The following is a 17884-nucleotide window of genomic DNA, read 5'->3' on the forward strand; positions in this document are numbered from 1 at the left end:
GATGCTAATTCGATTTAGCGACCATCGAAGCCCTCAACTCCCCGCACCGGACCAGACCGCGACGAGCGACCACCACAAAGGAGTCTTCGCGCATGAGGGAAACGACCGGAAGACGCAGGCTCCGGCTTGCGATCTCGATTCTCGCGCTCACGGCACTCGGAGCGGGGGCCGCCGTCCCCACGCCGGCTGCCGCCGCCGGCAGGCCCGCACCAGTGCCCGGTGCGACGGTCAAGGCGGACCGCACCTCACCGACCGGACAAACAGTCACCTTCGTCTACCGCAATCCCCACGCCACCCAGGTCCGCCTCGCCGGAGACCTGACCCTGCTCGACGTCAACACCGGCACCACGCGCTACCAGCCGGAAGAGTGGCAACCGGGGCGCTACCACGCGGGCGGCACAGAGTTTCTCCGGGACATGACCAGGGACCCGAAGGGGAACTGGTCGGTCTCGGTCCCGCTGCACGCCGGAGGTCTCAGTTACTGGTACCGGGTCTGGGACCCGACCCAGGGCTGGGAGAACAAGCGCATCTGGGACCCCGCCTCGACGAACCCTCGACCTCCGGGCGAGTCCTCGTTCCGGGTCCGGAACAACGACGTGCTCGATGTCGTGCACGTGCCGTACGCCAGGAAGCAGAACGACCCGGTGCTGAAGGCGCGTGCGGACTACGAGTTGCCGGTGGCCGACCGCGCGAAGCGAGGAACCGTCAGGTACGTCCCGTACACCACGATCCTGGGCGACAGCGGCCACCACCTCGGCGTCTACCTGCCGGCCACCTACGACGCCAACCGGGCGCAGCCATACAAGGTCGCGTATCTCGCCCACGGCATCTTCGGCGACGAGACCGACTTCATGGTCCCCGCGAACGTCCCGAACATCCTGGACAACATGACGGCCAGGGGTGAGATCGAGCCGACAGTGGTCGTGACCATGGGCAACCACTTCACGGGCACCAGCCTCGGCTTCGGGTCCTACAACCAGACCAACGCGGCCAACAACCTGGTCCGGACGATCCTTCCTCTCATCGAGGGCAGCTACAACGTCTCGACCGAGCGCTCCGGGCGCGCCTACGCCGGGTTCTCGTACGGTGGGATGACCGGCGGTGTCGTCATCAAGAACTTCCCGACCACCTTCGGGTTCTACGGACACTTCTCCGGCAATCCATCGCTCACCACCCAGGACTACGACACCATCGCGAGCGCGGTCGGGGACGACGACCTCTCCGTCTTCCTCGGCAATGGCATCTTCGAAGGCAACCTCAACGTCCAGAACGCCATCGCGGACAACTTCCGGGCCCGGGGATACGCCGCCGCGACGACCCAGGTCCCCGGCGCGCACGACGGAATGACGGCGGGCCAACTGTTCACGATCTTCGCCCGGGACCACCTGTGGTCGGGGGTCGACTCCGTGTCGGTGACGCCCGCGACGGTCAACCTGACGAAGGGCTGGAACTGGACCAGGCAGTTCACCGCCCAGGTGACGACCAACGAGGGTGTGAGCCCGGCGGTGACGTGGTCGGTCCAGGGAGCGACCTCCACCGGCACCAGCATCTCCGCGGAGGGTCTGCTCTCGGTCGCCGCCGCGGAGACCGCGTCGTCGCTCACCGTCGTGGCGACGTCGGTGGTCGATCCGGCCACGTCACGCTCGTCCCGGGTCACCCTGACGCCTGCGGGCCCGGCCCGGGTCGCGGTGAAGGCGAAGGCCACGCCGGCCTCGGTCGTCAGCGGTGGCACGTTCACGCTGACCGTCGACGTACGGGCTCAGTCTCCGCACCGCAAGGCTCCGAAGGTGACCGGCGAGGTCGCCGTCACCTTCGGCGGCACCACCCGGGTGGTGCCGCTCCGGGACGGCGCGGCCATCGTCGAACTGCCGACCAACGGGGTGCCCGCCGGGGTGTACCCGGTGCACGTCGCGTACTCGGGTGACAGGGTCCACGCCCCCAGCGCAGCGGTCCACCAGCGGCTGCGGGTCCGCTAGCCAACAGGCAGGGGTGGGCCGGCGACCTTTCGTCGGCCCACCGCCAGCTGTCCGTCCGGACTGTCAGCTCACGCCCCGAACCGCCTCGATGATGGTCTCGGCGACCTCGCCGGGACGGGCCACAGTCATCGCGTGCGAGCCGCCGACGACCTCGCGCTGCCCCCGGGGGTTGGCCCGCTCGGCCATGAAACGGTGCACCTCGGCAGGGATGTTCTTGTCGGCGTCCCCGAACACGAACCAACTGGGCAGCGACCGCCAGGCGGGGTCGCCGGTGAGCTTGTCGGCCAGGCCCTGCTCGGTGATCGGCCGCTGGGTCCGGGCCATCAGCGCGGCCACGTCGTCCGACGAGTCCGCGCAGAACTGCGCGTGGTACTGGTCCTGGCCGATCGCCACCTCGTTCCCGCCGGTCGACACCGGGTACTGCACCAGGGTGTCGGCGAGCGTGCTGCCGGGGAACTTCGCGGACAGCGTCATCGCCGACTCTCCGGTGTCCGGGGCGAAGGCGTTGACGTACACGAGGGCCCGCACCGAGGTGTCGCCGGCTGCGGCCTGCGTGATCACCATGCCGCCGTACGAGTGGCCGACGAGGACGACCGGACCGCCGATCCCGCGGACGACGTCCTGCACGTACGCGGCGTCGCCCGCGACGCTCCGCAGCGGGTTCGCGACGGCCACCGAGTCGTACGCGGCGCCCAGCCGCTCAAGGACACCGTTCCAGCTCGCCGACTCGGCGAACGCGCCGTGCACGAGCACGATGGTGGGCTGTGGATCAGGCATGACAGGTGCCCCCTCATTCCGTGAAGCTGTTCACCGCCGGTCGCACTGGTACGCCTGGATACCCGTTACGAGAGTGTGAAACGTCCGGCCCGACGAGCAGGAGGCTGTGATGGCTACGACGACGCTGGCCGAGGTGCTGGCCGAACTGGCCGCGCTGGAGGACCCGAAGGCACGCGAGGTGAACGCCAGACACGGTGACGATCATGGTGTGCACCTCGGCGCGCTTCGGGCGCTCGCGAAAAGGCTGAAGACGCAGCACGACCTCGCGCGCCAGCTCTGGTCGACGGGCGATGCCTCGGCGCGGCTGCTGGCAGTCCTGATCTGCCGTCCCAGGGCGTTCGAGCGGGACGAGTTGGACGTCATGGCGCGCGAGGCGCGCACCCCGAAGGTGCACGACTGGCTCGTGAACTACGTGGTGAAGAAGAGCCCGCACTCCGAAGAGCTGCGGTTGGCCTGGTTCGCCGACCCGGATCCCGTGGTCGCGAGTGCCGGCTGGGCGCTGACCACCGAACGCGTGACGAAGAAGCCCGAGAGTCTCGACCTCCCGGGGCTGCTCGATGTGATCGAGGCCGACATGAAGGACGCGCCGGATCGCCTGCAGTGGGCGATGAACCACTGCCTGGCGCAGATCGGTATCGAGCACGCCGAGCACCGCCAACGGGCGATCAACATCGGCGAACGCCTCGAGGTGCTCAAGGACTACCCCACCTCCCCCGGCTGCACGTCTCCGTTCGCGCCCACCTGGATCAGCGAAATGGTGCGCCGAGCGGGATAGGCAGTGGGTTCTCGGTCGATCCCGCATCGGCGGGGTCGACGCCGTCTCCCGCGCGCCCCTATAGTGAGTTCCATTATGGGACTTACTGCGTTCTGGCGATGGTGGGTCGCCGGCACGACCAGCCAACTCGGCTCGGCGGTCGGCACGCTGGCCCTGCCGCTGACCGCGCTGACGGTGCTCCACGCGTCGGCGTTCGAGATGGGTCTGATCACGGCGGCGGGCTACCTGGCGTACCTTCTGATCAGCCTGCCGGCCGGCGTGATCGTGCAGCGCCTGCCGCTGCGCGGCATGCAGGTCGTCCTGGATCTGGTCCGGGCCCTCGCCATCGCGTCGGTCCCGCTGGCCTGGTGGTACGACATGCTGACGGTGGCCCAGCTGGTCGCTGTCGCCCTGGTGGTGAGCTTCGCCAACGTGCTGTTCGACGTGGCGAACCAGACCTTCCTGCCGGAGATCGTGCCGGCCGTGCAGTTGCAGGCCCGCAACAGCCTCACCTCCGGCACGTACGCCGCCACCGCGCTGGGCGGGCCATCCCTGGGCGGTCTCGCGGTGCAGTTGCTGGGTGCGGTGCCGACGCTGTTCGTGGACGCCGTCAGCTACCTGCTCTCCGCCGTGCTGCTGCACACCCTGCCGGCCCGGCGGGTGCAGCGACCGGCCGAGCGGCCGCCGATGATCACGATGATCCGCGAGGGCTGGCACTTCGTGCTCCGACACCCGATCATCGGACCGGCCATGTGGGACGCCACCGCAACGAACTTCGTCAACGGCGCCATGCTCGCCCTGTTCCCGTTCTACCTGGTGCGTGAACTGCACGCGTCGCCGCTCATGGTCGGGCTGTTGATCGCCGCCGACGGCCTCGGCGCGCTCATCGGCGCGGCGTTGACGACCCGCTTCACCGGTCGGTTCGGCACCGCACGCGGCCTGATCATCGCGGCCTTCGTCGGCGTGGTCGGCGCGCTCATCATCCCGCTGGGCACCGGCACCGCCGCGTTCCTGGCCTTCGCGGTCGGAAACCTCATCTTCGCGAGTTCCACTGTGGTGCTCAGCGTGACCACCCGCACCTACCGGATGCTCGCCAGCCCACCGGAACTGCTGTCCCGGGTGATCGCCACTGTCAAGTTCGTCTCCTGGGGCGCCATCCCGGTCGGCGGCCTGCTCGCCGGGATCCTGGCCGGGCCTCTCGGCGCCCGTACCACCCTGCTGATCTTCGGAGGGCTCACCGTGTTGTCCCCGATCATCTACCTGTCGACGCCGATCCGCCGACTGCGCGACCTGCCGCTCGACCCCACGCCGACACCCACCGAGGCCCGGGTGTGACCCGGCCTGGTGCGCTCCCGGTCTGTCCACATCGCTCACCGAGAGATATCGACAGAAGGTGTAGCCCCCGATCCAGCGGGGCAAGAACCCGCACATGGAGGGAACGGCAGGGTGCGAGGGGCAAGAACTCGGCCGGCGGCACCACACTGGTGAGCCGGACCGGGCGGGCCTGGCGACCCCGCTGCCGGCGGCATCCGTCTGATGCGGCTGAGGCACAGCCTCCCCCCGGTGGCGCTCGGCGCGGTGGCGCTCGGCGCGGCTCTGGGTGCCAATCCCGCCCACGCCGACACCCCATCGCCGTCGCGGCTCCCGCTGGTGGAGGTCGCCACCTCGCCGGCGGCCATCAGGGTCTCGGTGGCCGACGTGGTCGAGGTGGAGCTGACCGTCCCTCTGCCGCTGCCGACGGCGGTCGTGTCCCTGCCCCTGCCCGTGCCCCTACCGTCGACGGACCCGCTGCCGTCGGCCGTTCCGCTGCCGACGCCGTCGGCCGAGCCCTCCACCGCCCGGCCAAGTCGGCCGGCCGGCACCCCGGCGTCGTCGCCGCGGGCCACACGGGCACCATCCGCCTCGGCATCCCCGGAGGCACGGGTCGCCTCGCGGCCATCGCCGGCACCGTCGACGCACGTACCCGCGACGGTGACCCGAACCGGCGCTCGCGGCACGCCCGATGGCCGGACGTCGGAGCAGGCGACGATGACCGCCGTCACCGAACAGCGGCCCAACCCGCCCGCCCGTCCCGCACCGGGGCCACTGGCGTTCGTGCTGGCGCTCGCGTCCGCACCGACCGGCGTCGGCGCCGGCGGCGCTGATCCACCCACGTCAACAGCCGAAGCTTCGCCGCCCGCCCCGCCGCTGCGGCCAGGGCTCACCGTCACCGCCGTCGACATGCGCGCTACCAGCCGTCCCGTCGAGCGGGGTCCTCCCCCGCCCCGACACCTCCTGATCACCCACTCGCGTCCACGACGTTGATCAGGAGAGGTTCATGGAAATCGCCGTTATCTGGATCCCCGCCCACATCGAGCCGTCAGAGCCTGCCGTCGCGAGGTGTTTCAGTCACCTTCGCGAACACTCCTACCGATTCGCAGGAATCATGCGGGCACCCTGGGAGACCGTCGAGCAGACAATGATCGACGGGGAGGTGGATGTCGTCGTCATCGCCGACTTCGCCCACCTCCCGCCGGATCGGTCCCCCCGGATCGAGCTGGCCAACTCCCCCGACGGCGACGCGGACGAGGACCGAACGGTTTCGGATACACAGCTCGACTGACATCAGAAAGCGCCCCGTCCGCTATGGACGGGGCGCTTCGTCGAAGTAGCAGTCTGCCGTCGTCCACGGCGTCGCGCTCATCGGCGAAGTGTCGGGGCCGAGAGGGCAGAATGTCGGGCGGTGGCATCATGCCGCCATCACCGGGACTGACAGGGAGCAGACCATCGGCAACTCCGACACGATCACGCTGTGGCGGCCCACGGGGCAGGCCGAACTGGACCTCGTGGCGGCGGCCGGCTGGCGGGGCTGGCCGCCACGCCTGCCCGACCAGCCGATCTTCTACCCCGTACTCAACCGCTGGTACGCCACGAAGATCGCCCGCGAGTGGAACGTCCCCGCCGAAGGCGTCGGTTACGTGACCCGGTTCGACGTGCGACGTTCGTACCTGGACCGCTACGAGGTGCAGCAGGCCGGTGGGCGCGATGTGCTGGAGTACTGGATCCCCGCCGGGGAGCTTGCCGACCTCAACGCCCACATCGTCGGGGCGATCATCGCGGAGGCCGAGTACCGGGGCCCAGTCGACGACGAGGAGTTCGTCGACGCGGAGAAGACCCTGGGCCGGGCGCTGCCCGAGGCGTGGCGCACCTACCTCCAAGGCGAGTCGTGGTTTCGGCTGGGCTGGATGAGAACCGGGGCCTACGTGTGGCTCAATTCCCCGCGCGAGATGCTCGAGCTGCATGAGGCGTGGGACGAGGCCACGCTCGCGCACCCCGGTATCGCGATCATCGGCGGTGACGGCTCCAGGGAACAGCTCGTCCTCGACCTGGGCAGTGACCCCGCCCCGGTGCTGCTCGTCGACATCTCCAGCGGCGGGTGGGACAACGCCATCCGGCGAGCCGACGACGTCAGCCAGCTCATTGACCGCATCGAGGCGGGCACCTTCGCGTTCGACGTGGCGGACTGACCCGGACCGGGCAACGAGACGCCGCCGCGAACCCCCGGGTCAGGCCGCGACGGCCGCCCGGACGTCGTCGTCGGCGGCGCGCAGCCGGGCTGCGGCCTCCTCGGCGGTGCAGTTCGCCAACAGCAGCACGATGGCTGTCTTGGCATGCCCGTGCGCCGCCGCGAGCGCCCGCGCGGCCGTGTCGAGGTCGGTGTCGGCGGCCTCGGCGACGATCCGCCGCGCCCGGTCGACGAGCTTCTCGTTCGTGGCGTTCATGTCCACCATCAGGTTGCCGTACACCTTGCCGAGCCGGGCCATCGTGGCAGTCGAGAGCATGTTGCAGACCAGCTTCTCGGCGGTGCCGGCCTTGAGCCGGGTGGAGCCGGTGAGCACCTCGGGGCCGGTGGGCACCTCGATGGCGACGTCGGCGTGCCGGCTGGTCACCGCGTCGGTGTTGCAGGCCACCGAGACGGTCGCCGCGCCGAGCGCGCGGGCGTGATCCAACCCACCGACCACGTACGGGGTACGGCCGCTGGCGGCGAGCCCGACCACAGTGTCGCGGGCGGTCAGGCCGACGGCGTCCAGGTCGGCGACGGCGCGGGTCGGGTCGTCCTCCGCGCCCTCGACGGCGACGCCGAAGGCTCGTGCCCCGCCGGCGAGCAGACCGATGACCCGCTCGGGCGTCGTACCGAAGGTGGGTGGGATCTCGACGGCGTCGAGCATGCCGATCCGGCCGCTGGTGCCGGCGCCGAGGTAGATCAGCCGTCCGCCCTGACGGAGCGACGCCACTATGACGTCGACGGCGGCGGCGATGTCCGGCACGGCCCGGCGGACGGCGTCGGCGACCGTCTGGTCCTCGTCGTTCATCGCGAGAAGCAACTCGGTGGGAGACATCCGGTCGAGGTCGCCGGTCTTGTCGTTGCGGGTCTCGGTGCCGAGGGTGCTGAGGTCCACGGGGTGCTCGTTCCTCTCGCTGGTGTGCAGTCGCCGGCCGGCGGGGAGAGGGCCTCCGGTGGCCCGGCGGCTCGCCGTCGAGCGTGTCCTCGCGACCCGCCGCCGCGGCCAGGCCGAGGGCGCAGCTGCGAACAGTCCCCGTATCAGCAGGCTGAAACCACAGCGTAACCAGCCCGGACGGGCAGTGGCAAAAAGTTTCGCGCTAGGCTGGCCCAACGTCACTTATTGACAACCGCTGGTTGGGAGCGAGCCGTGCGTCAACTCGACCTCGTCGTGATCGTGCTGTACCTCGTGGTGATCGCCTACGTCGGACTACGCCTGTCCGGTAAACAGAAGTCCGCCAAGGACTACTTCGTGGGCGAGGGTCGACTGCCCTGGTGGACCGTCTCGTTCTCCGTGGTCGCCACTGAGACCAGCGTCCTGACCGTGATCAGTGTTCCCGGCGGCGCCTACAGCGGTCAGGGCTTCGGAAACGTCGAACTGGCCCTGGGCTATGTCATCGGTCGGGTCGTCGTGGCCGCTGTGCTCATCCCGCTCTACAAGCGGGGTGGGTTCGTCAGCGCCTACCAGTACCTCGGTGAGCGGTTTGGCCTGAAACTTCAGGGTCTGGCGTCGGTGACGTTCGTCTTCACCCGCCTGCTCGCCGAGGGCGTACGGCTGTTCGCCTCGGCCATCCCCATCAAGCTTCTTCTCGACGAGTTCGGGCTGAATGTCGGCTACCAGGCCATCATCGTCGTCCTGACGCTCATCACAGTGGTCTACACCTACCTCGGTGGCATCAAAGCGGTCATCTGGACCGACGCCATCCAGATGGGGCTGTACCTGGGCGGGGCGATCCTGGCCATCGCCGTGCTGAGCCACGCCGTCGGCTTCGACGGCTACTCGCAGGCGCTGGACGCCGGCAAGTTCCAGCTCTTCGACACCAACTTCGCCCTCTCGCACGTGCTCACCAGCCCGTTCGCCCTGCCGACCGCGATCATCGGTGGCGCGATCTTCGCGATGGCCAGCCACGGGTCGGACCAGCTGATCGTGCAGCGCATCCTGTCGACCCGCACGCTGCGCGAGGGGCAGAAGGCGATGATCTCCTCGGGCATCTTCGTGGTGATCCAGTTCGCGGCGTTCTCCCTGGTCGGCGCGCTGCTGTGGTCGTACAACAAGGGTCAGACCTTCAAGGAACTCGGCCTGGCCAGCAGCGACAACCTCTACCCGAGCTTCATCCTGCACGCCCTGCCGGTGGGCATCTCGGGTCTGCTGGTGGCCGGCATCCTCGGCGCCGCGATGGGCTCGTTGTCCTCGGCGCTGAACTCGATGTCGAACTCCACGGTCGCCGACTTCATCCACAGCTTCTTCCGCAAGGTCCCGTCCGACGACGCGATGCTCCGCCTCGCCCGGGTGATGACCCTGGTCTGGGCGGTGCTGATGGCGGTCTTCGCCTGCGCGTTCAGCTCCAGCACCGGAAACGTCTACCTGACCGGTTTGACCATCGCCGGCTACACCTACGGGGCGCTGCTCGGCGCCTTCCTGCTCGGCCGTCTCGTCAAGCGGGCCAACCAGGTCGACGCGGTGATCGCCTTCCTGGTCACCGTGGCGGTGATGACCTACATCGTCCGCTACGTCAAGATCGATGTGACGACGGCCGGGACCACCACCGCCACCGCCATCGCCGCGCAGTGGCTGGTCCCGATCGGCGTCCTGATCACCCTGGTCGTCGGCGCGGTGTCCAGCCGGTTCCACCCGGCCCCGGAGACACCGTACGACCATGGACGTCGCGACGAGATCGACGACGACGCGGCGGCGACGCCAGCCGGCCGGGCGTGAAGGAGAACGTGATGCGCGTGATCGGCCTGATGTCCGGAACCTCCTACGACGGCATCGAAGCCGCCGCTGCCGAGTTCGAGATGAGCGGCGACACACTGCGGATGCGACCGCTGGGTCGGCTCAGCCACCCGTACTCCGACGAGTTGCGCACGCAGATCGCCGCGGCCCTGCCGCCCGCGGCGACCACCACCGAGGCGATCTGCGTGCTGGACACCGGCATCGGCCAGGCCTTCGCCGAGGCCGGCGTGCGGGCCCTCGCCCAGCTGGGCGACGGCAGTGCCGACCTGGTCGTCTCGCACGGGCAGACCATGCACCACTGGGTCGAGGACGGCACGGTTCGGGGCACCCTCCAGCTGGGTCAGCCGGCCTGGATAGCGGAGGCCACCGGCCTTCCGGTCGTGGCCGACCTGCGCAGCCGCGACGTGGCCGCCGGCGGCCAGGGTGCTCCCCTGGTCGCCCACTTCGACGCACTGCTGCTGGGTGGCCTGCCCGGCGTTCCGGCCGCGCTGAACCTGGGCGGCATCGCCAACATCACAGTCGTCGCGCCGGACGCGGACCCGCTCGCCTTCGACACCGGGCCGGCGAACGCGCTCCTCGACGCCGCCGTCCGCCACTTCAGCGGCGGCACCGAGGAGTACGACCAGGACGGGCGCGGCGCCGCCGCCGGGCAGGTGAACCCGGACCTGCTGCGGCGGCTGCTCGACGAGCCGTACTACCGGCTGCCCGGCCCGAAGAGCACCGGCAAAGAGCTGTTCCATCTGCCCTACCTGCTCGCCGCCCTCGCCGACGCGCCCACACCGGACCCGCGGGACGTGTTGGCCACGCTCACCCGACTGACGGCGGTCACTGTGGCCGGCGCCTGCCGCGACCACGGCGTCACCCGACTCGTCGTCTCCGGCGGCGGCGCACACAACCCGACGCTGATGCGCATGATCGCCGACGAGCTGCCCGGCGTCGAGCTGTCCTCCAGCGACGACCTGGGCATCGTGTCGGACGCCAAGGAGGCGCTGGCCTTCGCGCTGCTCGGCTACCTGACAGTGCACGGGCTGCCGGGCACCCTGCCCTCGGGCACCGGCGCGCGGCACGCCTCGGTGCTCGGCAGCATCACCCCCGGCCGGCAGCCGCTGCGGCTGCCGGCTCCGGCCAACACCGCTCCTGCCCGGTTGCTGGTCGTCGCGTCCCCGGTGGCCGACTGAACACCCCTCTCAGGAGGAACCGACCATGAGCACCGTCGTACCCACACCGACCGCGGCCGGCGCTCGCGCCCGCGCGGTCGCCGAGCTGCTGCGCTCGCACCTCGATGATCCGAGCCGGGCCAGCGCCGAGCTGCCCCGAAGGCTGGCGGCGGCGCACGACGCCTCGCCGTACCTCTTCGAGCCGCAGGCAGTGGTGCGCGCCGCCTCGGCCGCCGAAGTGGGGGCGCTGATGGCCGGCGCCCGGGAGGCCGGCGTGCCGCTGACCCTGCGCGGCGGCGGCACCAGCCTCGCCGGGCAGGCCGGCGGCGCGGGCGTGCTGGTCGACGTCCGCACCGACTGGCGCCACGCCGAGGTCCTCGACGACGGCCGCCGCATCCGGCTCCAGCCGGGCCTGACGATCCGGCAGGCAAACGCCCGGCTGGCCCGTTACCGACGCCGGCTCGGCCCGGACCCGGCCAGCGAGGCCGCCTGCACTGTGGGCGGCATGGTGGCAAACAATTCCAGCGGGATGACCTGCGGCACCACCGACAACGCGTACCGCACCATGGAGTCGCTGCGCTTCGTGCTCCCGTCCGGCACCGTCGTCGACTCCGGCGCCCGCGACGCCGACGACCGGCTGCGGGCCGACGAGCCCGAGCTGCACGCCGGGCTGCTGCGCCTGCGCGACCGGGTGCGGTCGACGCCGGGGTCACGGGCCACCATCGAGCGGCTGTTCGCGATGAAGAACACCATGGGGTACGGGCTGAACTCGCTGCTCGACCACAGCACCCCGGTCGAGATGCTCGCCCATCTGATGATCGGCAGCGAGGGCACGCTCGGCTTCGTGGCCGAGGCCGTCTTCCGTACCGTCGAGATCCACGACCACGCCGCCACCGGCCTGCTGATCCTGCCCGGTCTCACCGATGCCACCGACGCGCTGCCGGCCCTGCTCGCCGCCGGCGCCCGTACCGCCGAGCTGCTCGACGCTGCCGCGCTGCGGGTCAGCCAGCGCGACCCGGGTGCGAGCCCGGCCCTGCGCGGGTTGACGGTCACCGGGCACGCCGGACTGCTTGTGGAGTTCGCCGAGGACAGCGCGGAGCAGTTGGCCGCGACGCTTGCCGACGCCCGTCCCGTGCTCGACCGGCTGCCGGCCGTCACCGGCACCGAGCTGACCCGCGACCCGCGCGAGCGGGCCAACCTCTGGCACCTGCGCAAGGGCCTCTACACCGCCGTCGCCGGGGCCCGTCCGCCCGGCACCACTGCCCTGTTGGAGGACGTCGCGGTGCCGATGCCGCGCCTGACCGGCACCTGCGACGGGCTGATCCGCCTGTTCGACAGGCACGGCTACCCGGACGCGGTGATCTTCGGACACGCCCGCGACGGCAACCTGCACTTCATGCTGACCCAGTCCTTCGACACCGCGGCCGAGATCGACCGCTACGCCCGGTTCACCGACGACATGGTCGACCTGGTGCTCGCCGAGGGGGGAACACTCAAGGCCGAGCACGGCACCGGTCGGGCCATGGCGCCCTTCGTCCGCCGGCAGTACGGCGACGAGCTGTACGACGTGATGCGCGAACTCAAGCGGTTGTGCGACCCGAGCGGCCTGCTCAACCCCGGTGTGCTGCTCAACGACGACCCGACAGTGCACCTGCGGCAGCTCAAGGCTGTCCCGACTGTCGACCCCGAGCTGGACGCCTGCGTCGAGTGTGGCTACTGCGAGCCGGTCTGCCCCACCGCCGACGTCACCACCACGCCCCGGCAGCGCATCGTCCTGCAACGGCAGATCGCCCTCGCCACCGCCGCCGGCGACGAGGAGCGCCGCCGGGAGCTGACAGCCGACTACGAGTACGCAGCAGTGGACAGTTGCGCCGCGGACAGCCTCTGCGTCACCGCCTGCCCGGTCGGCATCGACACCGGCGCGGCGATGAAACGGCTGCGCGCCGAGCGGCACAGCCCTCGCGCCCAGCGCACCGCCCGCACCGCCGCCCGGCACTGGCAGGCCGCCGTGACTGGCGTCCGGGTGGGACTGACCGCCGCGCACGCCGTGCCGACGCCGGTCACCCGCGCCGCCACCGGCATGATCCGTGGGCTCGGCGCCACCGATCTCGTGCCGCTGTGGAGCGGCGACATGCCGCGCGCCGGCGCGCCCCGCCCCACCCCGCGCAGCGCGCCGGACGCCCAGGCGGTGTTCTTCGCGGCCTGCGTCGGCAGCCTCTTCGCACCCGAGGACGGCTCGTCCGGCGGTTCGGCGGCGGCATTCCTGCGCCTCTGCGAACTGGCGGGGGTGCCGCTCGTCGTCCCGACCGGCACGGCCGGTCTGTGCTGCGGAACCCCGTGGCAGTCGAAGGGTTACCCCGCCGGTCACCGTGAGATGGCCGAGCGGACCCTGGCCGCGCTCTGGGCGGCCAGCGACGAGGCTCGCCTGCCCGTCGTGTGCGACGCGTCATCGTGCACGCACGGGCTGACGCAACTGACCGCCGCGCTGGCCGAGGAGGACCGGGCACGCTACGGCGCGTTGCGCTTCGTCGACAGCGTGACCTTCACCGCCGAGCACCTCCTGCCGGTGCTGCCGCAGCCCCGGCGACTGGGCTCGCTGGCACTGCACCCCACCTGCTCCACTGTGCACCTGGGCGGTATCGACGACCTGCGCGCGGTGGCCGGGGCGGTGGCCGACACCGTCACCGTGCCGGACAGTTGGGGGTGCTGTGCCTTCGCCGGTGACCGAGGGCTGCTGCACCCCGAGGTCACCGCCGGCGCCACCGCGGCGCAGGCCGCCGAGATCAACGAACGCGACCACGACGCGTACGCCTCCTGCAATCGCACCTGCGAGATGGGCATGAGCCGGGCCACCGGTCAGCCGTACCGGCATGTGCTCGAGGTGCTCGTCGAGGCGGTCGAGCCGCCGGCGTAGCCGGCGCCGTACCCATTGCTGCGCCGCCCGCCGCAGAGCTGCGGCGGGCGGCGCGGTTCGTGCGGTACGTCAGGAGAGCGCGATGTCGCGGTAGTAGTAGCGCAGGATCGCCTGGTAGTTCTTGCCCTCGTTAGCGAGATCACGCGAGCCGTACTGCGACAGCCAGTCCCCGTCCACCCAGCCACCGCACGCGGTCGTCGTCGCGCAGTAGTGCGCCCGCAGGATGTTGCCGCTGCGGGTCATCCGGGCCGACCAGGTCCGGTCCACCGCGGCGGACGTCGACGTCTGCGCCGACGACGGCCGGTAGACCTGGTCGCCGGTGTCGTCGCGGACGTCGTAGCACTGTCCGCCGGACGTCTTCCGGGTCGAGTGCAGCGCCCAGTACCAGCCGTAGCTCTTGACGGCCATCGCACCGGCGTCCAGCGAGGCGGCCGGCCAACTCGTCACCCACTCGTTCGGGAGGACGTTCTTGACGTACGTCTTGAAGTCGACCCGGTCGACCCGCCCGAGACTGACCCGGTAGACGAGGATGGTGCTCGGCAGCTTGCTGTTGGTGCCGTCGGTGCTACAGCCCGTCGGCCCGCTCACCAACTCGTGCGAGGCGTTGTTGTTCTTCAGCGTGGCGTTGAGGTTGCCTTTCGCGCCGGCCGCGAAGTCCTGGCTGGCACCGGCGAAGTTGCTGTTGAAGTAGACCCGCACCGTCTTGCTGGTCCGGTTCCACACCGACGCCGCGTTGTTCTTCACGCACAGACCCTTGCCGCTGCCCGCGCCCTTGAAGTCGTAGCAGGTCGGTTGGGTCGTACCGTAGTCGTCCAGTGAGTCGGTGAAGTCGGAGACCGAGCCCGCCTGGTTGCTGTTGTAGTAGTAGCAGAACTCGCCGCTGTCGCAGGTTCCGTCCCGTGTGGCCGCCGCTGCCGGCGACGCGACACTCAGGATGGAGGTGGACATGGCGAGGACGGCGCCGACGATGGCGAGGCCCTTGCGGATATTCATGGCGTCCTACTTCTCGTTGTAGCCCTGGGAGTTCCAGAACGCGGTCGGGTCGGCGTTGTCCAGTGTGGAGTCGCCGACGCTGACGGCCGCGTGGGTCTGCCGGCCGGCCCGGACCTCGACGTGGGTGTGCGCACCCGAGCTGGAGGACACCCCGTGCCACGACTCATCGGCGATGATCTCGCCCTTGCTGATGGCGTCGCCCACACTCACCCCGGACCTCGGCGCGGTGTGCAGGTAGATCACCGACTTGTTGAGTGAGGAGTTGTAGACGGAGACAGTGGACAGGCCGCCGCTGCCGGTGTTGCCCCGCGCGACGTAGATGACAGTTCCGGAGACCAGGGCACGCACGTCCGAGCCGACGCTGCGGGCGATGTCGATGCCCTCGTGCCGACCGGGCGTCGTGGTGTAACCGTCGAAGCCGCACGTGACAGTGCCGCCGCTGGCCTGGTAGAGGGCGTACGACAGGTTCGTGCGAGTCGACGGCGAGAACTGGTGCGAGGCGTTGTTGTTCTTCAGCGTGGCGTTGAGGTTGCCTTTCGCGCCGGCCGCGAAGTCCTGGTATGAACCGGCGTAGCCGCTGTTGTAGTAGACGCGTACGGTCTTGGTGCTGCGGTTCCAGACCGAGGCGGCCTCGTTCTTGATGCACAGGCCCTTGCCAGCGCCAGCGCCCTTGAAGTCGTAGCACGAGGGCTGCTCGGTGCCGTAGTCGTCGAGCGATCCGGTGAAGTCCGAGATCGATCCCGCGTTGCCGCTGTTGTAGTAGTAGCAGAACTCGCCACTGTCGCAGACCCCGTCTCGGGCCGCCGCCGACGCGGGCGATGCGACGCTGAGGATCGAGGTGGTCGCGGCCAGCGCGATGCCGGCGGCCGCGAGGCTCTTACGGATGTTCATGGTGTCCTTTCAGAAACGGTGAGGGGGTGCGGGTCACTGCCCGCGCTGGTACTGCTCCCAGGTCCTGATCGGGACCTGGGGGCCGTCGTCCGGCCCCTGGTTGGCCAGGCCGTTCATGCCGAGGTGGTAGTCGCCGACCTGGTGCTGTGCCTGGCTGGACAGGTCGGTGTCGCTGATCGCCGTGGCGTGGACGTGCCACGGCCAGTCGTCCTGATTCGGGTTGCGGACCCAGGCCGCGAAGCCGACCTTGCGCAGGGCCCGGGCGACTGCGGTGCGTCTGGCCGCGGTCATGCCGGTGACCGCGATGTCCACCACACCCCCGCCGTCGTGCGTACCGGCCGAGGTGGGGTCGCCCCCTGGGTTGTACGAGCCCTGGTCGAGCACCAGGGGGTAGCCGAGCAGACGCTGGGCCTCGGCCAACATCGCCTGCGTACGGGCGTTGACGACGTACCCGTCACGCGGGACCTTCGCGCCAGGGCCGATCGTGTTGGCGACCGTGTAGCGGTTCTGCCCGAGTCTCGTCAGTGACGTCGTGCCGGGCAGCCCGTTCGCGGCCAGCCCCGTGTAGCCGAGCGAGCGTTGGTACGCCGCGTACGCCGAGACGGTCACGGTGCCGAAGTAGCCGTCGACCCATTGCGCGTTCAGCAGACCCTGCGCCTGCAGCGCCTGTTCGACGGCGAGTACGGAGTTCTTCGCGCCCGGGGTCAGCGTGTTGTCGGCCCGGCGGGGGTCGATCTGAGCGGCCAGGACGGTGGCCTCCATGTCCACGACCGGTCGCGCGGCCGCGGTGACGGTTCGCTGCGCTGTGGCGCCTGATGTCGCGGCCCACGCGTGGGCCGGGACGCCGACTGCCACGCAGAGCGCGGCGAGCCCGACGGATAGCCAGGGACGGCGCACTGTCGATCCTCCTCGCAGTTGGTGAGTCGTTCGGAACGGACATCACCTTGCGAGAATCGGCCTGCTGTTCGGTACCCCTGCTGTCCTGTCAGATCCGTCAGGCCGTCACCGACCTCGGTGGATGTGGTGTTGTCAGCTTTGGCGGCGCCCGGCTCTGACATCGATGGTCAGCAATCTGACACCGGTCGAGGTGACCGGGGAGCGCACTCAGGCGGTGACGGTGACCATGAAGTACACCGGCCGGCGGGTGGGAAAGTACTCCTGCCCGTTCTCGTCGACCATCTTCCAACTCACCCAGCACTTCCCGGGACGACTCGGCGCGGTGACCTCGACACTGATCATCACCTGCTCGTCGGGCGGTGTGTCACCGATCGCCACCCGGTCCGGCACCTGGCAACCGTCGGCGTCGGCGGTGGGGTTGGTCCGCTGGAGGAAACGGTTGTGCCAGGCGACCTTCCCCACGTTCTTGAGGGCCCACACCTTGACGAACTGCGAGTTCACCCGCACCCGGGTGCCGTCGGGGATGGTGACGTCGGAGATGAACTTGCTGGAGTCGCCGGGGATCAGCGAGTCCGAGAACGGTGACGCCGACGGCGACGGCGCGGATGACGCCGCCACCGCGCCGGAGCCGTCCCGTGACGACCGGCCGCGAACGACGACGCCCAGAACGGCGACCATCGCCACCACCAGGACCACCGCTGCGGCGGCGAGCCATGGCAGGCGGTGCCGTCGTGCACCCGCGACGTCCTCGTCGGTCGGCGGATAGTCCGTGCTGCGCAGCGCGTTCTGCTCATTCGGGGACGACGCGGGGACGACGGACACGACAGGCCCGTCCGGTTCCGGGGTGTCGGTGCCGGTGTCGGGCTTCTTTCCGCCGGTCGTGATCGGGGTCTCGTCGCCGGTCGGGGACTCGGTGCTGACCGGGGCGGTATCGCCGTCTTCGGTGCCGTGCGCAGACGCGGGGCGCTGTGCGTCCTCCCAGCGACGCCGCCACTGGACCTCGTCCGCCTCGCAGGCGCGAACGAACTCCCGCACGGTCTCCCAGGAGGGGAACCTGGTCCCGGCGGCGGCCTCGTGCAGCGTGGTGTGCGAGATCCGGCCCGACCGCCCCGCCATCTTGCGGAACGACGGGTCACCGGCGGCGGTCCGCAGGGCCCGTAGCTGTTCGGCGAACCTCTCGGCGGCCTGTCTGTCCTGAATCGACTGGGCGGCGGCACGCTGGTCCTTCATCACTCCCCCATGTCAGACGA

General features: G+C 70.2%; 14 protein-coding genes and 1 pseudogene. 9 read left to right on the forward strand and 6 right to left on the reverse strand.

The features are described from left to right. The first annotated feature begins 212 nt into the window (after positions 1 to 212). Positions 213 to 1976 (forward strand): Ig-like domain repeat protein, encoded by a 1764-nt coding sequence (locus AB0C19_RS00380; RefSeq protein ID WP_357177275.1) that lies wholly within the window; start codon positions 213 to 215, stop codon positions 1974 to 1976. A 63-nt stretch (positions 1977 to 2039) separates the two neighbouring features. Here AB0C19_RS00380 and AB0C19_RS00385 read toward each other — a convergent pair whose 3' ends face one another. Then, positions 2040 to 2753, reverse strand: a complete 714-nt coding sequence (locus AB0C19_RS00385; protein ID WP_357177276.1) for an alpha/beta hydrolase — start codon at positions 2751 to 2753, stop codon at positions 2040 to 2042. Between the two features lie 109 nt (positions 2754 to 2862). On the opposite strand from AB0C19_RS00385, the gene AB0C19_RS00390 reads away from it, so the two are divergent. From AB0C19_RS00390 to AB0C19_RS00410, 5 genes and pseudogenes are all read left to right on the forward strand, one after another. Continuing rightward, on the forward strand, positions 2863 to 3528 hold the full coding sequence (locus AB0C19_RS00390) for a DNA alkylation repair protein (RefSeq protein ID WP_357177277.1): 666 nt from the start codon (positions 2863 to 2865) through the stop codon (positions 3526 to 3528). A gap of 75 nt (positions 3529 to 3603) precedes the next feature. Then, entirely contained in the window at positions 3604 to 4842 is a 1239-nt protein-coding gene (locus AB0C19_RS00395) for an MFS transporter (protein WP_357177279.1), read from the forward strand. Between the two features lie 201 nt (positions 4843 to 5043). Next, a complete protein-coding gene (locus tag AB0C19_RS00400; protein WP_357177281.1) occupies positions 5044 to 5811 on the forward strand; it encodes a hypothetical protein in 768 nt (255 codons plus the stop codon). Positions 5812 to 5824: 13 nt separating this feature from the next. After that, positions 5825 to 6109, forward strand: a complete 285-nt coding sequence (locus AB0C19_RS00405) for a hypothetical protein (protein WP_357177283.1) — start codon at positions 5825 to 5827, stop codon at positions 6107 to 6109. Positions 6110 to 6272: 163 nt separating this feature from the next. Next, positions 6273 to 6599 (forward strand): annotated as a pseudogene (locus tag AB0C19_RS00410) (ADP-ribosylation/crystallin J1); the annotation flags it as partial. Positions 6600 to 7052: 453 nt separating this feature from the next. On the opposite strand, the gene murQ reads toward AB0C19_RS00410, so the two are convergent. Next, positions 7053 to 7946 (reverse strand): N-acetylmuramic acid 6-phosphate etherase, encoded by an 894-nt coding sequence (gene murQ, locus AB0C19_RS00415; RefSeq protein ID WP_112583537.1) that lies wholly within the window; start codon positions 7944 to 7946, stop codon positions 7053 to 7055. Between the two features lie 252 nt (positions 7947 to 8198). Between murQ and AB0C19_RS00420 the strand changes: the two genes are divergently transcribed. The 3 genes from AB0C19_RS00420 to AB0C19_RS00430 are packed head-to-tail and all read left to right on the forward strand — an operon-like array spanning position 8199 to position 13853. Continuing rightward, the gene (locus AB0C19_RS00420) at positions 8199 to 9764 is read left to right on the forward strand and encodes a sodium:solute symporter (protein ID WP_238684050.1); all 1566 of its coding nucleotides are present in this window, start codon (positions 8199 to 8201) and stop codon (positions 9762 to 9764) included. A gap of 11 nt (positions 9765 to 9775) precedes the next feature. Further along, positions 9776 to 10960 carry an anhydro-N-acetylmuramic acid kinase gene (locus AB0C19_RS00425; protein WP_357177286.1) on the forward strand — a complete coding sequence of 395 codons (1185 nt, stop codon included), beginning with the start codon at positions 9776 to 9778 and terminating at the stop codon, positions 10958 to 10960. A gap of 25 nt (positions 10961 to 10985) precedes the next feature. After that, a complete protein-coding gene (locus tag AB0C19_RS00430) occupies positions 10986 to 13853 on the forward strand; it encodes an FAD-binding and (Fe-S)-binding domain-containing protein (protein ID WP_357177288.1) in 2868 nt (955 codons plus the stop codon). Positions 13854 to 13922: 69 nt separating this feature from the next. Here AB0C19_RS00430 and AB0C19_RS00435 read toward each other — a convergent pair whose 3' ends face one another. The 4 genes from AB0C19_RS00435 to AB0C19_RS00450 form a co-directional block, all read right to left on the reverse strand. Beyond that, a complete protein-coding gene (locus tag AB0C19_RS00435; protein ID WP_357177290.1) occupies positions 13923 to 14846 on the reverse strand; it encodes a SpoIID/LytB domain-containing protein in 924 nt (307 codons plus the stop codon). Between the two features lie 6 nt (positions 14847 to 14852). After that, positions 14853 to 15737 carry a peptidase inhibitor family I36 protein gene (locus AB0C19_RS00440; protein WP_357177292.1) on the reverse strand — a complete coding sequence of 295 codons (885 nt, stop codon included), beginning with the start codon at positions 15735 to 15737 and terminating at the stop codon, positions 14853 to 14855. Between the two features lie 33 nt (positions 15738 to 15770). After that, the gene (locus AB0C19_RS00445) at positions 15771 to 16634 is read right to left on the reverse strand and encodes a peptidoglycan-binding domain-containing protein (RefSeq protein ID WP_357177294.1); all 864 of its coding nucleotides are present in this window, start codon (positions 16632 to 16634) and stop codon (positions 15771 to 15773) included. A gap of 207 nt (positions 16635 to 16841) precedes the next feature. After that, positions 16842 to 17864, reverse strand: a complete 1023-nt coding sequence (locus AB0C19_RS00450; protein WP_266301988.1) for an NBR1-Ig-like domain-containing protein — start codon at positions 17862 to 17864, stop codon at positions 16842 to 16844. Between the last annotated feature and the right edge of the window lie 20 nt (positions 17865 to 17884).

This window comes from Micromonospora sp. NPDC048842 (assembly GCF_040649935.1).
GTDB lineage: Bacteria > Actinomycetota > Actinomycetes > Mycobacteriales > Micromonosporaceae > Micromonospora > Micromonospora hortensis.

Excerpts from the sequence above, each read along its gene's own strand:
- AB0C19_RS00385 (WP_357177276.1), bottom strand. The coding sequence starts at position 2,753 with ATGCCTGATCCACAGCCCACCATCGTGCTCGTGCACGGCGCGTTCGCC.
- AB0C19_RS00390 (WP_357177277.1), top strand. The coding sequence starts at position 2,863 with ATGGCTACGACGACGCTGGCCGAGGTGCTGGCCGAACTGGCCGCGCTG.
- AB0C19_RS00395 (WP_357177279.1), top strand. The coding sequence starts at position 3,604 with ATGGGACTTACTGCGTTCTGGCGATGGTGGGTCGCCGGCACGACCAGC.
- AB0C19_RS00400 (WP_357177281.1), top strand. The coding sequence starts at position 5,044 with ATGCGGCTGAGGCACAGCCTCCCCCCGGTGGCGCTCGGCGCGGTGGCG.
- AB0C19_RS00405 (WP_357177283.1), top strand. The coding sequence starts at position 5,825 with ATGGAAATCGCCGTTATCTGGATCCCCGCCCACATCGAGCCGTCAGAG.
- AB0C19_RS00425 (WP_357177286.1), top strand. The coding sequence starts at position 9,776 with ATGCGCGTGATCGGCCTGATGTCCGGAACCTCCTACGACGGCATCGAA.
- AB0C19_RS00430 (WP_357177288.1), top strand. The coding sequence starts at position 10,986 with ATGAGCACCGTCGTACCCACACCGACCGCGGCCGGCGCTCGCGCCCGC.
- AB0C19_RS00435 (WP_357177290.1), bottom strand. The coding sequence starts at position 14,846 with ATGAATATCCGCAAGGGCCTCGCCATCGTCGGCGCCGTCCTCGCCATG.
- AB0C19_RS00440 (WP_357177292.1), bottom strand. The coding sequence starts at position 15,737 with ATGAACATCCGTAAGAGCCTCGCGGCCGCCGGCATCGCGCTGGCCGCG.
- AB0C19_RS00450 (WP_266301988.1), bottom strand. The coding sequence starts at position 17,864 with ATGAAGGACCAGCGTGCCGCCGCCCAGTCGATTCAGGACAGACAGGCC.